General features: G+C 51.5%; 15 protein-coding genes and 1 riboswitch. Of the genes, 1 reads left to right on the plus strand and 14 read right to left on the minus strand.

From position 1 onward, the window contains the following. Positions 1–9 precede the first annotated feature (9 nt). Together AC3WT9_RS11355 and AC3WT9_RS11360 are read right to left on the minus strand one after the other, a co-directional pair. Positions 10–768 (minus strand): pseudouridine synthase, encoded by a 759-nt coding sequence (locus tag AC3WT9_RS11355; protein WP_038594591.1) that lies wholly within the window; start codon positions 766–768, stop codon positions 10–12. A 20-nt stretch (positions 769–788) separates the two neighbouring features. Then, complete coding sequence (locus AC3WT9_RS11360; RefSeq protein WP_341094586.1) at positions 789–1,133, minus strand: peptidoglycan recognition protein family protein; 345 nt, start codon at positions 1,131–1,133, stop codon at positions 789–791. A 241-nt stretch (positions 1,134–1,374) separates the two neighbouring features. Here AC3WT9_RS11360 and AC3WT9_RS11365 point away from each other — a divergent pair, with 241 nt between their 5' ends. Beyond that, on the plus strand, positions 1,375–2,736 hold the full coding sequence (locus tag AC3WT9_RS11365; RefSeq protein ID WP_341094588.1) for an erythromycin esterase family protein: 1,362 nt from the start codon (positions 1,375–1,377) through the stop codon (positions 2,734–2,736). A gap of 28 nt (positions 2,737–2,764) precedes the next feature. Here the strand turns inward: AC3WT9_RS11365 and AC3WT9_RS11370 are convergent, their stop codons facing one another. From AC3WT9_RS11370 to mscL, 12 genes are all read right to left on the minus strand, one after another. Next, positions 2,765–3,298: a spore maturation protein gene (locus tag AC3WT9_RS11370; protein WP_340897403.1), complete on the minus strand. Its 534-nt coding sequence runs from the start codon at positions 3,296–3,298 to the stop codon at positions 2,765–2,767. 6 nt (positions 3,299–3,304) lie between these two features. Next, the gene (locus tag AC3WT9_RS11375) at positions 3,305–3,970 is read right to left on the minus strand and encodes a nucleoside recognition domain-containing protein (RefSeq protein WP_341094589.1); all 666 of its coding nucleotides are present in this window, start codon (positions 3,968–3,970) and stop codon (positions 3,305–3,307) included. Between the two features lie 55 nt (positions 3,971–4,025). Next, entirely contained in the window at positions 4,026–5,225 is a 1,200-nt protein-coding gene (locus AC3WT9_RS11380; RefSeq protein WP_341094590.1) for a D-alanyl-D-alanine carboxypeptidase family protein, read from the minus strand. 196 nt (positions 5,226–5,421) lie between these two features. Continuing rightward, on the minus strand, positions 5,422–5,916 hold the full coding sequence (ytfJ, locus tag AC3WT9_RS11385) for a GerW family sporulation protein (RefSeq protein WP_492407593.1): 495 nt from the start codon (positions 5,914–5,916) through the stop codon (positions 5,422–5,424). A gap of 117 nt (positions 5,917–6,033) precedes the next feature. Further along, a complete protein-coding gene (locus AC3WT9_RS11390) occupies positions 6,034–6,720 on the minus strand; it encodes a DUF2953 domain-containing protein (RefSeq protein ID WP_341094593.1) in 687 nt (228 codons plus the stop codon). A 161-nt stretch (positions 6,721–6,881) separates the two neighbouring features. Further along, positions 6,882–7,499, minus strand: coding sequence for an SMC-Scp complex subunit ScpB (scpB, locus tag AC3WT9_RS11395; RefSeq protein ID WP_076108985.1), 618 nt, complete (start codon positions 7,497–7,499; stop codon positions 6,882–6,884). Then, positions 7,468–8,259, minus strand: a complete 792-nt coding sequence (locus tag AC3WT9_RS11400; protein WP_038594609.1) for a segregation and condensation protein A — start codon at positions 8,257–8,259, stop codon at positions 7,468–7,470. Before AC3WT9_RS11400 ends, scpB begins: the two co-directional genes overlap by 32 nt. A gap of 141 nt (positions 8,260–8,400) precedes the next feature. Then, positions 8,401–8,868 carry a 6,7-dimethyl-8-ribityllumazine synthase gene (ribH, locus tag AC3WT9_RS11405; RefSeq protein ID WP_054941407.1) on the minus strand — a complete coding sequence of 156 codons (468 nt, stop codon included), beginning with the start codon at positions 8,866–8,868 and terminating at the stop codon, positions 8,401–8,403. 33 nt (positions 8,869–8,901) lie between these two features. Continuing rightward, on the minus strand, positions 8,902–10,155 hold the full coding sequence (locus tag AC3WT9_RS11410) for a bifunctional 3,4-dihydroxy-2-butanone-4-phosphate synthase/GTP cyclohydrolase II (protein ID WP_341379153.1): 1,254 nt from the start codon (positions 10,153–10,155) through the stop codon (positions 8,902–8,904). Between the two features lie 60 nt (positions 10,156–10,215). Continuing rightward, positions 10,216–10,884: a riboflavin synthase gene (locus AC3WT9_RS11415; RefSeq protein WP_341094598.1), complete on the minus strand. Its 669-nt coding sequence runs from the start codon at positions 10,882–10,884 to the stop codon at positions 10,216–10,218. A gap of 72 nt (positions 10,885–10,956) precedes the next feature. Further along, on the minus strand, positions 10,957–12,057 hold the full coding sequence (gene ribD / locus AC3WT9_RS11420) for a bifunctional diaminohydroxyphosphoribosylaminopyrimidine deaminase/5-amino-6-(5-phosphoribosylamino)uracil reductase RibD (RefSeq protein WP_341094601.1): 1,101 nt from the start codon (positions 12,055–12,057) through the stop codon (positions 10,957–10,959). A gap of 223 nt (positions 12,058–12,280) precedes the next feature. Then, positions 12,281–12,450: riboswitch (FMN riboswitch) on the minus strand. Positions 12,451–12,551: 101 nt separating this feature from the next. Further along, positions 12,552–12,950 (minus strand): large conductance mechanosensitive channel protein MscL, encoded by a 399-nt coding sequence (gene mscL / locus AC3WT9_RS11425; protein ID WP_341094602.1) that lies wholly within the window; start codon positions 12,948–12,950, stop codon positions 12,552–12,554. Positions 12,951–13,060 lie beyond the last annotated feature (110 nt).

Raw genomic sequence — 13,060 nt, forward strand, 5'->3', positions numbered from 1 at the left:
ATGTGAACTTTATGTGTCCTTGCGTGTCGTATTTGCTTTAAGCGCTCCAGCCTTGGCCATTTGCTGCAAATGATTGATTTCATCTTTGGTCAGGTGGCGGTAAGAGCCGCGTTTGAGATTTTGCAGCAAAATATCTCCGAAGGAAATTCGCTTCAGACGGATTACAGGATGGGAAATCGCTTCAAACATCCGCCGGACCTGACGGTTGCGCCCTTCATGAATCGTAATGCTGATTACAGTTTCTTTGTTGACTTCATCCACATCTTTGTATTCGACTTCCGCCGGAGCGGTCATACCGTCCTCCAGCTTAATGCCTGCCTTCAGCTTGTCCAGTGCAGTGCCATGCGGCACACCCTTGACCGTGGCCAAATACGTCTTCGGTACATGGTGCTTCGGATGCGTGAGCAAGTTGGCAAACTCACCGTCATTCGTCAGCAGCAGTAATCCTTCCGTATCATAGTCCAAGCGGCCTACAGGGTATACGCGCTCGTTAATGCCCTTCAGGTAATCCGTAACCACCTTGCGGCCCTTGGGATCAGATGCGCTTGTAATGACACCCTTGGGCTTGTTAAACATAATGTAAATCTTGTTCTCTCCCCGGATCAAACGCCCGGAAACTTTAATAATATCTTGTTCGGGGTCCACCTTCGTGCCAAGCGTAGTTACGAGTTCCCCGTTGACTTCCACTTTACCGGCCAAAATCATTTCTTCACACTTGCGTCTGGACGCAACACCTGCTTGCGCCAATATTTTCTGTAATCTTTCCATTTTCGACTACTCACCTCAGGTTAATGATAACCATCAGAGGCATAAATCACAAGTTCATTCCATGGAAAAAATGCTCCGGGACAAGAATTGCTGTGTGGTTCCACCAGCAAAGGGGAAATGTGGTAACGGGCAGCCAGCTCCAGAATCAATTTACCTGCCGTAAACAACTGCTCTTTGCGCCCCGCAAGTGGAGGGACATTGTCTTCCGCTCCGAAATCCCCTTCCAGACAAACGTGGATATAATCCGGATCTGTCAGCAGCGGGGCGGCATAAATCCCGCCGTCTGCCCCGACCCAAAAGTCAAAGCCCTTGCCGTTAATAGACGGACAGCGGGAATGATGCAGAATAAAACCTTTATATTCCATCCCATGTCGGCCTCCCTCCGTATTGCTGCAATAGCATATGAAGGGGAGGCGAGCAGGGTGAGGAATTGGTGCTAATTTTCGCGCCGCATAGAAACCGTCCCCTCATAGCGAACAGCACATGCGAACATAACATGATTTGCATGTAAGGAATTAGTCATGTAAATCGATTGTTACGAAGGCTTGGGCACCTTAGGCTTAAAGAGACTGCAATTACACTATATCTAGCAATGGAGGAATACGTATGTTGTTTAAAGGATCATGGAAAACTCGAACGCTCACAGTTGCATCTGTACTTGGGCTGCTGCTTGGAGGGTCCCTAGTGTCTGCCGCACAGCCGGCTCCGAATCCGCTGCCATACGCGCATGAGATTAAATCGCTGACAAGCGAGGATTACAGTGATCTTTCTTTCCTGAAGCCGCTGCTGAAGGACAAAACGGTCGTTAGCCTTGGCGAGAACTTTCACCGGGTAGGAGAATACGCCAGCATGAAGACGAGGCTGGTAAAATATTTGCATGAGGAATTGGGATTTGAGGTCATCGCTTTTGAATCAGGTCTGGCTGAAGCTTCCGTCGTCAACGATGTTGCTGATGAATTAACCGCCGCAGAGATGATGGACAATTCAATATTTGACGTCTGGAAATCCGCAGAAACCCTGGAGCTGTTCAACTACATCAAACAATCGCGCCAGACGGACAAGCCTTTACAGCTGGCCGGATATGATATGCAGTATACCTCCCCATTGTTTGCAGTAGCTACGCGCAGTTTCATTTCTAAGGTGAATAAGGACTATGGCAAAGCCTTTATGGACTTTGATAATGAAGCCATTAAAACCTATTATGGGCTGATCGAACAATACGCTCTGGAGAACAAGAGCAATCCAATTTACCAGCAGCAAATAGCAAAAGTCATTCAAAAGTATGTTCCTAAATATAAAGAATTCATCAGGTACATCCAGGAACGCCGGCAACAGTTCGACGCTATTTATCCCAGTGCCCCCCACACAGCAGATACAATTCTGAAAGGACTGGAAGACAGGGTGCATTTTTTAACGCAAGGGCAGGTAGCCAATGTGCGGGAAGTTTACGAGGCACGGGACAGAATAATGGCTGAGCATGTGGAATGGCTGATGAAGGTCAGATACCCCGGAAAAAAGATCATACTGTGGGCCCACAACGACCATTTGGCTAAAAACACTTCGGACATGCGCATCTTCGAGCAAGGAAAATGGCAGAATAGCTTTACCAGCATGGGCGAGCTGCTGCATCAGAAGCTGAAGGATAAGATGTATGTGGTCGGCTTTTATATGAATAAGGGCAAAGCAGCAAACCTTACAACATTGAAGGAATTCTCTATCGGGCCGATGCCAAAGGGAACCTTAGAAGGAAGAATCATGCAAAGCGGATACTCCAGTACCTTCGTTGACCTCAGCAAGCACAGCAAAGCAAACACAAGCAACAAATGGATATTTCAGCCTCAATATGCTGCTGAGGACGGGCTCACCAGGGTGGTCATTGCTCCGATGGTGATGAAATTCGTTCCGAAGGAGCAGTTCGACGGCCTGATTCTCATTGATAAAGTATCCCCGCCAACACGTGACTATTAAGCAGACTCCGGCGGCACCCGGTTGCCCGCTACCCAAACACCAGCAGGCATACGGCGATGGCAGCGATAAAACCAATGACGTCTGAGAACAAACCGACTTTAAGGGCATAGCGGCCGTTGCGGACACCCACAGCACCGAAGTAGACGGTCAGAACATACAGTGTCGTATCTGTACTGCCCTGGATCGTGGAAGCGATCATCCCGATCAAGGAGTCCGGGCCATGGACACGGATCAGGTCAGTGGTGTAAGCGAGGGAGCCTGTCCCTGTCAGCGGACGCAGCAGGCCGAGCGGCAGCACTTCCGGCGGCACACCCAAGCCTTTGAGGGCCGGGGCGATGAAACCCATGAAGAAATCCAGCGCACCGGAGGCGCGGAACACGCTGATGGCGACAAGCATGCCGACGAGATGCGGGATAATGGCAATCGCCGTGCCGAAGCCGTCTTTGGCCCCTTCCACAAAGGACTCATAGACTGGAATCTTGCGCGAATAGGCGTATAGCGGAATAAAGGTGATCAGGACCGGAATCGCCCAGGCCGAGATAAGGCTGATTAGCTGGAACACGGAAGCTCACCCTTTCATTGAAGAATGCGGAAGCGCTGTGCTTCCTCCGGCTGAATCGCCGGACTTTACCGCCGGCGGTTTCGGCGGCCTGCGCATAAGAGTAAGCCTGCGGAACAGCCTGTCGGCGGCGATGGCTGCAATCGTCGCGACTGCAGTCGCCGCCAGGGTTGTACCGACGATGCCGGCAGGATCGGCTGAGCCGTAGTTGAGCCGGATCGCTATCAGCGTAGCCGGGATCAGCGTAATACTTGCCGTATTTAGCGCCAGCAGGGTGCACATCGCCGGGGTGGCGGTCTCCTTGTCCGGATTCAGCGTTTGCAGCTCTTGCATCGCCTTGATGCCCATAGGCGTTGCGGCATTGCCAAGGCCGAGCAGATTGGCGCTCATATTGGAAAGGATATAGCCGATCGCAGGATGGCCTTTCGGAACATCGGGAAATAGAAAGGAGACTACGGGTCCGAGTACCTTGGCGATTTTACTGAGCAATCCGGCATCCTCGGCCACCCGCATAATTCCGAGCCAGAAAACCAGCACGCTGATTAGGCCGAAGCTTACCGTAACCCCGCTTTTGGCGCCGTCAAACACGGCTGCTGTAAACTCGTCCATCCGCCCGTTCACAGCGGCAAATACGAAGCCGATCAGGATCATTCCGAGCCAGATTCCATTAATCATGTGTATCCCTCCTCCCCCATCCCGGTTCTATCTACATGTTAGGAACGACATATGTTCAGCTGTCCCCCCGCTGAAAAAGTGCCCGGAGCGCGCTGCCAAGCGCCTGCAGCCAGTTCCCCGCCGGATAAGCAGGGGCTAGGGCCGCGCTGTACTTCTTGGTATAAGCCGACTGTTCCGGAGGGAGCTGCTCCGGCTCATAAACGGGTATCCGGCCGATTTCCCGGCCGCCCAGCTGCAGGACTAGCACGCCTTTTAAGCCAAAATCGCTGCTGCGCGCCTGCTTCGGCGCAGCTGCTTCCCGTTTCAGCTCAAGCTTGGTAAACAGCCTCGCCTCTTCTCCCTGTCCAAGCGGGTAGGCAAAGGCTTTGCTGGTCACGTAGCTGTATCCGCTGATCCCTTCACCGCGTTCGATTAATGTTTTGAGGGGATAATGATTGAAACCGAAATTCAGCAGGGATGCATGGTCATTCCAGTCGTTTCCGTCATTGATTGTGACCGCAACCAGCTGCTGTCCGTTTCTTGTGGCAGAGCTGACAAGGCAGCGCAGCGCTTTTTTGGTGTAGCCTGTCTTTACGCCGTCTGCCCCTTCATAGAGCCGCAGCATTTTATTTTTATTGCTCCATTTGTAGTCCCATTTCTCATAAGGATTGTCCGCCGTCTTCTCCTGCGTCTTCACGATTTCCTTGAATACAGGATTGTGGAGCGCATAGGCGGTCAACACCGCCAGATCATTGGCACTGGAATAATGGCCTTCGGCATCCAGGCCATGCGGATTGGCAAAATGACTGTGGGTTAAACCGAGCTCCTCCGCCTTCTGATTCATCAGATAGACAAAACCCTGCTCAGAACCGCCGACATGTTCGGCTATTGCTGTTGCTGCATCATTTCCCGAACGCAGCATCATCCCGTACAGCATATCCTCCAATTTCATTTCTTCCCCTTGCTTCAAAAACAGTGAAGATCCTTCCTTCGCAAAAGCGGTTTTGCTTACTTTGACCTTGGAGGTCAAATCCCCATTTTCTATTGCCACTATGGCGGTCATAATTTTGGTCAGACTGGCGATCAGCATAGGTTCATCTCCCCTGCTGCTGTAGAGAAGCCTTCCGGATTCCACGTCAATCAGCGCCGCCGCCCTGGCATGAGTGGAGATAGAACTATTTTCGGCCCGGAGTACAGGCAGTGGAAGCAAGCCAACTAGCAGCAGGCACAATATCAGGATCAAAGACGATTTAAAAGTTAATCTCTTCATGTTCATCCTCCGGCTTCTTTCTTCTCAGTTCTTAAGACAGGTTATGGCTCGGATCATACTTGTTGTACAAGTGTATGCAGCAAGGCTGACAGGTATGTCCTTCTCTTAAGTCCTCTCTATGTATGAGGAGCGGACACCGACTAGGTAAATTTCAAAAAAAAAGGGATACCGCCCGGTTAAGGCGATATCCCTGATTTCTCCGCTAGTGTGTCGATGAATCACTGGCTGCAGGATCTGTTTTAACTGCTGGCTTTGCAACAGGGACACCCACTACTTCCGCCCCGACAGGAGCACCATTTCCATTTTGGAACATATTCTGGATTTTGTCGATCAGCCCTGGAGTTGCATCAATGATTTTCTCGAACAGATGGGTTTGATTATCAAGCGGTACAATATGCACACCTTCCCTGCCCACTACGAGAAAAGCGATCGGGCGAATGGATACGCCACCCCCGCTACCGCCTCCGAATGGAAGCATTTTAACGTTGGATCCGCTGCCGTTCACACCGGGTGCATCATCCTCCACCCGGAAGTCGCTGCCCCCTGCGGCAAAACCAAATGCCACTTTGCTGATCGGCAGAATGACGCTGCCATCCGGTGTCTCCACAGGATCTCCGACAATTGTATTAACATCCACCATGCCTTTGATATTTTCCATCGCTGTCTGCATCAGACCTTGAATCGGATGGTCACTCATATTATTATCCTCCTTTAACTTCTAGGGAAATACTCTTTCTTCCACAGCGTATATCATTCCCATATCACTACATTTGTATGTAAGTCATTTCTTTCTTCCGGACAGTTGGAGCTTCCCTTAATGTTTGTGGCTCAATAGCTGTTTCCACCGGGCCAGTCCCCCCTCCACTTTGGTGATTCGGCGCAGCAGCAGAATTCCCGCGTAAAGGGTGTAGGCCAAGGACAGTTTCCCCGCACAAACTGCCTCTGTGGAGAAGCACAGCTCATCGCGGAACACCGGTGCCACAAACAGACGCGGAGCGTGCTGCAGCCGGACGAATTGCGAAACCCAGCCAATAAGACTCCATTTCATTCCCCATAGTGCCCCCGCTGCTGTTGCTGTATAGGCTGCATCGCCAAGCGAGAAATCTGTCGACCAGTCGAGCTTTGATATTTTGACATGGGCCATCAGCCCTTTCAGCCATGTATTCAGCCCCCGTGTTGCCCGCAGCGCTGCCTTAATATTATCGATCCAGCCTGACACTGCCTCCTTGTCAATTTGCTCCTCTTTATCGGAATCCTTCTTCACGGGTGCGATCCCGCTTTCTTCCAGCTTCACCCTCACTCCCCGCTCCACACCCTCATATACGAGTGCTGGCAGCTCATAATGTAACTTAATTAACCCAAATACAGCCTTAATATCAAATTCCACCCGGTCATCCTTGCCAAGTCTACACAATCGGAAGTGAAAATGAATGGAAGAAGACAGGACCAACACAATGACAACCAGCAGAAGAGCCAAAGGTATTACAAGCCATAACGTCACGGATTACCCTCCAAGCATCCTTATAATAGGAACCTTTGGTTTAGTATGGCATACTTGGCTGGAAAAAATTCGGATGGACGCAAAAAAACCGTTACTCTCCTAGGAGACAACGGCATTTCAACATAAATTTACAGCTCGCAGTTAATCCGTATGAGGATACTTTACTCCTCCATACCCTGCGGCTGCTCAACATCATCGAACGTCATTTGGCTATCCAGCTTGCTGAAAAGGAGCTGTGTCTCCTCTTCCAGCCCGTCGGAGTTATCGAAGTTAGACGGCTCCGGCAGCTCCTTCAGGCTGGCCAGTCCAAAGCTGTCAAGGAACGATTTCGTCGTTCCGTAAAGGATTGGACGGCCTACAGCCTCGGCACGCCCGACCTCATGAATGAGATCCTTATTGTTCAGCGTATGAATCGCCCGTTCAGACTTTACTCCGCGGATCTCCTCAATCTCCACCCGGGTAATCGGCTGGCGGTAGGCCACAATGGCCAACGTCTCCAGCGCCGCCTGGGATAAAGAAGATCTTGAAGGCGAATAGGCCAGCCGTTCAAAATATGCTGCATGCTCAGGCAGTGTAGCCAGCCGGTAATTCCCGGCGATCTGCACGACCTGCAGGCCGCGGCCCTGGTTGATGTAGTCGTCTTTCAGCTCCTCCAGCGCACTTGTCGCCAGATCCGGACGCTGCTCGGTGATCTCGGCAATTTGACGCGCCGACAACCCTTCGTCGCCAGACAGAAACAGCAATCCTTCAATAATCGATTTCAGCGTTTTGTAATCCACTGAATTCCTCTCCTCCTCTCCACTCCATCACAATATCCTCAAACAATTTCTCCTGATAACAGTAAATGGCCTTCATCTTCATCAGCTCCAGGATCGCCAGAAAGGTAGTCACGATCTCATGTCTGGCCATCTCATCATGCAGCAGCGCCGAGAAGCGCAACCTGCCGCCCACCCCTTTGCGCTGCAGCGCCTCTGAGACATCACGAATCCGGTCCTTGACTGAAATTTCATCTCGGGTAATCCGCTGATAAGAGGATCTTCGAGCCGCCTTGCTCAGCGCCTTGCGGAATGCAGCGATGAGGTCAGACGTATGTAGCCCTTTCAGTGTGTTATCAATCTGCGTCGGCACGAAAGGACCCAGATCCTCCGGCTCCTTCGTAAAGATCAGACTGCGTTCGCTCTCCATATCCAGCAGCTGCACAGCAATGTTCTTGAATTTACGGTATTCAATCAGCCGCTGAACCAGTTCTGCACGCGGATCATAGCCATCATCCTCGTAATAGTCGAAATCCTCGATCTCAATAACCGGCGGCTTCGGCAGCAGCAGCTTGCTCTTGATGGACAACAGGGTTGCAGCCATAACGAGAAATTCGCTGGTGATATCCAGTTCAAGCTCCTGCATCGTTTGCAGGTAATCCATGTACTGTTCGGTGATCACGCTGACCGGAATGTCCTGGATGTCGATTTCCGCTTTGTCAATTAGATGCAAGAGCAGATCGAGCGGACCTTCGAACGTCTCCAGCTTGTACAATACAGTCACGCGGTTTCCTCCCGCCAAAAAAAAGTAAAGTGCAGCGCCGCTATAGGGACGCTACACAAGTAGAAAGGGTTTTTATAGTCCATGCTTTCTTCTTATACTTATAAATAAGCACGATTATAGCCAATTCGTCAAGAGGCTGTCTTACTTAAAGAGCTTGTTAAGGTTTGCCATTTCGATTGCCGACGTCGCAGCATCCCAGCCTTTGTTGCCTGCTTTGGTTCCGGAACGCTCGATGGCCTGCTCAATATTCTCGGTCGTGACAACACCGAAAATAGTAGGAACACCCGTCTTGAGATTAATGGCTGCCACCCCTTTAGCCACTTCATTGCAAACATAATCATAATGCGTAGTGGAACCGCGGATGACGGTGCCCAGCGCGATGACGGCATCATATTTGCCGCTTTCGGCCATCTTTTGGCAAATCAGCGGAATTTCGAAAACGCCCGGAACCCATGCCACATCCACCTCATCATCGGCAACACCGTGGCGTTTGAACGCATCCAGTGCGCCGGACAGCAGCTTGCTTGTAATGAATTCATTGAAACGTCCTACGACTACCCCGTATTTTAAACCCTCGGATACTAAATGTCCTTCAAAATAATTCGGCATTGTGCTCATCAACCCTTCAAGTTAGTTTTATGGTTAAATTTTGGAATCCTCATTTTGTTCAATATTGTCAAACGTCAGCAAATGTCCCAGCTTAGCCTGCTTCGTATGAAGATAATTCGTGTTGTCCTTGTTCTCCGGCATTTGAATCGGCACACGCTCCACAACCTCAAGGCCGTAGCCTTCCAGTCCCTTGATCTTACGCGGGTTGTTGGTCAGCAGTTTGATCTGGCGTACGCCAAGATCCTTAAGAATCTGTGCCCCGATACCGTAGTCTCGCAGGTCTGCCGGGAAGCCGAGCTTCAGGTTGGCATCCACTGTATCCAAGCCTTCCTCCTGCAGCTTGTAGGCACGCAGTTTATTAATGAGGCCGATGCCTCTGCCTTCCTGGCGCATGTAGAGCAGTACTCCTCTGCCAGCACCTTCGATCTGGCGCAGCGCTGCTTCAAATTGCGGCCCGCAGTCGCAGCGGTGCGAGTGGAACACGTCACCGGTCAGACATTCGGAATGCACACGGACCAGCACCGGCTCCTCGCCGGAAATGTCGCCTTTGACCAGCGCGACATGCTCTTTGTCATCCACTTCGTTCGTGTAGGCAATCGTCTGGAAAAGACCGAAATCCGTAGGCAGATTCACTGAAACTTCACGGGTGACCAAATGCTCCTTCTCGTTGCGGTAATGGATCAGGTCCTTGATGCTGATCAGCTTCAGATCATGTTTCTTGGCCATCTCGATCAGATCCGGCAGCCGGGCCATCTCTCCGTCTTCTTTGACCACTTCACAGATGACGCTTGCCGGATATGCGCCGCACATGCGGGCTAGGTCAACAGCAGCCTCAGTGTGGCCGGAACGGCGCAGTACGCCGCCTTTTTTGGCAATCAGCGGGAACATATGCCCCGGTCTGCGGAAATCGGACGGTTTGGCGTCGGGGTCCATAATCGCTTTGATGGTCATGGATCTTTCACCTGCGGAAATACCGGTTGTGGTATCTTTATGGTCGATGGACACGGTAAAAGCAGTGCCATGATTGTCAGTATTCTGGCTGACCATCGGCTGCAGATCCAGCTCCTCCGCACGTTCCGCCGTAATCGGCAGGCAGACCAGCCCCCGGCCTTCCTTAATCATGAAATTGATTACTTCCGGTGTAGCACGTTCGGCAAGAGCAATGAAGTCTCCTTCATTCTCGCGGTCCTCATCATCGACTACGATGATCACTTTGCCGCGCATCAAATCATAAATAGCGTCTTCAATCGGGTCCAGGACGCTGTCTTGCTTGGGTTCTTGGCTCATGTTTCTGTCCTCCTGATCACTTTACGTGCCCTCACAGGCTATCCGTAAGCCTAGTCTTATTTATACAAACCCGTTGGCCGCCAGGAAATCGCGGCTGATCCGGGAGCTGTTCTCATCTTCCTCATGTCCTGCGCCCGCACTGTAATGCAGGAGATGATCCACATACTTGCCAAGCACGTCACATTCAATGTTGATACTGTCGCCTGAGCGTTTGTGCGTAAGTACAGTTTCTCCAAGCGTGTGCGGAATAATCGACACGGTAAACGCTGCAGCCGTCGTATTTACGACCGTCAGGCTGATGCCGTCTATCGTGATGGAGCCTTTAGGAATAATGTATTTGAACAGCGCTTTGCGGTCCGGTGCAATTTCGAACACAACCGCATTCTGGTCACGCTTCACGCTCCGGATTTCACCGGTACCGTCGACATGCCCCTGAACGATATGCCCGCCGAAACGCCCTCCGGCGGCCATCGCCCGTTCCAGATTCATTTTGCCGCCGGTCCGCAGCTCCTTCAGGTTGCTGTTGCGGTAGGTCTGGGGCATCACATCGACGGTAAAATAATGGTCGCCTAAAGACGTTGCGGTCAGGCAGACCCCGTTGACGGATACACTGTCGCCAATCTTCAGGTCATCCATAATGAGGGAGGCACCGATATTCAGCACCATCATCTCGCCTCCGCTGGAGACACTGCGCAGCACACCGATCTCCTCAATTAAGCCGGTGAACATAGAACCCCTCCTACAAGTTTGGTTAGGATCACTGCAAGCATATGCTTAAGCTTTGTTAGCAACTGCTATTACTTAGCGGATTGGAGTGCCGCTGATACACACATTATCCCCGAGCACTTCCACTTCCAATCCCTCAAGCGTGATGGCGTCCTTCATCAGCCCGACACCCGGGAATTCGAAAGTTCCGGCCGCTCCGGCCCCGCCGCCAACGATCTTGGGAGCGAAGAACAGCACCACGCGGTCAACCAGTCCGCTCTCCAGCATGGAGCCGTTTAGGGTGCCTCCACCTTCCAGCAGTATGGAGCCGATCTCCATCTCGCCCAGCTTAGTCATGGCACCTTGCAGATCCACGCGCGGCCCTGCGCCGCAGACGATGACTTGAACCCCTGCCGCCACAAGCGCCTCACGCTTGACCGGATCGGCAGCTTCTGTAGTCACGACAACTATAGGTGCCTGCCCGTCGGTAACAACGGCGGAGTCCAGCGGGATACGCAGCGAAGAATCGATCACGATCCGGACCGGGTTGAGTCCGGGTACCACCATTCTTGTGGTCAGCGAAGGATTATCGGCAATAACCGTATTGACGCCGACCATAATTCCCTGATGACGGTGACGCAGGGTATGTACTATCTCCCGTGCCTGCCCGTTAGATATCCACTTGCTGTCCCCGGTCCGGGTAGAGATTTTGCCATCAAGTGTACTGGCGCTCTTCAGCGTGACAAAAGGCTGCTTCGTCAGAATGTACTTGATGAACTTCTCGTTCAGCCGCAGAGCACGGCTTCGCAGCAGCCCCACTTCAACTTCGATCCCTTGTTCGCGCAGCATGGCTATGCCCCGGCCTGCTACCTGCGGATTGGGATCTTCACACGCCACCACTACACGAGCTACACCTTCATCAATCAGCCTTTGGCTGCAGGGCGGCGTCTTGCCGTAATGGCTGCACGGCTCAAGGGTCACATACGCAGTACTTCCCTGCGCCTTGCCGGCCGCCATATTCAGCGCATGCACCTCCGCATGCCCTGTTCCGCGCTGCAAATGAGTGCCGAGGCCGATCACCGCGCCGTCCTTCACTACAACACAGCCCACCACCGGGTTGACGCCTGTCTGTCCCTGTGCTCTTTCCGCCATATCCAGCGCCAGGGCCATATAAAACTGGTCGTTCATTGTATCCATGCCTTGCCTCCAATCCCATCGCCTTGTATTCATGCTTCCAGTCCAAAACAGAAAAACCCGTCTCAATCTCCAGGTGGAGTTCAAGACGGGTTATACGAGAGTTTACCGGCAGTCCAATAAAATGGTGCGTAAATAAACGCCACAAACATGGCATTGTGAAAGTTCGCACATAATATTCGAAAACACTGCAGTACGCCTGCCTATACAAAGCACAGAACGTCAATCTCTCCTTCTTCCATCCAGACTATACTGTCGGTCCCGGAATTGCACCGGGTCCACCGTCCGTATGCAACATACGAAGCGGGTAGCGGACTAAGCGCTGATACTGGCATTTCGGCCATATACAGCGGCATCACCGCCGGTAGGGAATTACACCCTGCCCTGAAGGATTGATATATTCAATTAAATTAATTTTTGCCTACAACAAAATTATCACTTAGCGGCAGGAAAAGCAAGTGCATTTAATATATTTACTTTATTTATGTAACTTACTTCTAGATTTCACTCTGTTTTTCCGCCCGCAGCAAATCGCGGATCTCTGTCAGCAGGGTAATTTCCGGATCTGGTGCCGGGGTCTCGACCACTTCGACTTTTACGACTTCCTTGCGTTTAAATTTGCCTACCAGCTTAATCACCAAAAAGATGGAGAAAGAAATAATAAAGAAATCTACCACTGCCTGCAGGAACAAGCCGTAGTTCACAGTTGCCTCCCGGAAAGTGAAGCTAAGCTTCTTCAAAGGGTCAATCCCTCCGCTAAGCATCCCCACCAGTGGCATAATAATGTCGGCGACCAGGGAGGTAACGATTTTACCGAAAGCTGCCCCGATGACGACAGCAACGGCTAGATCAAGCACATTTCCTTTCATGGCAAAACTTTTGAATTCCTTCCACATTGCCGATTCCCTCCAAAACTTCGAATTTAAACTATTATAGCATTTCCCCTGCGGATGACAATAAATCTCCGGCCTTGTTCTCACGGTCAGGAGAATTTTCTTAAGAAAAT

It is taken from the genome of Paenibacillus sp. EB106-06-01-XG199, assembly GCF_058791575.1.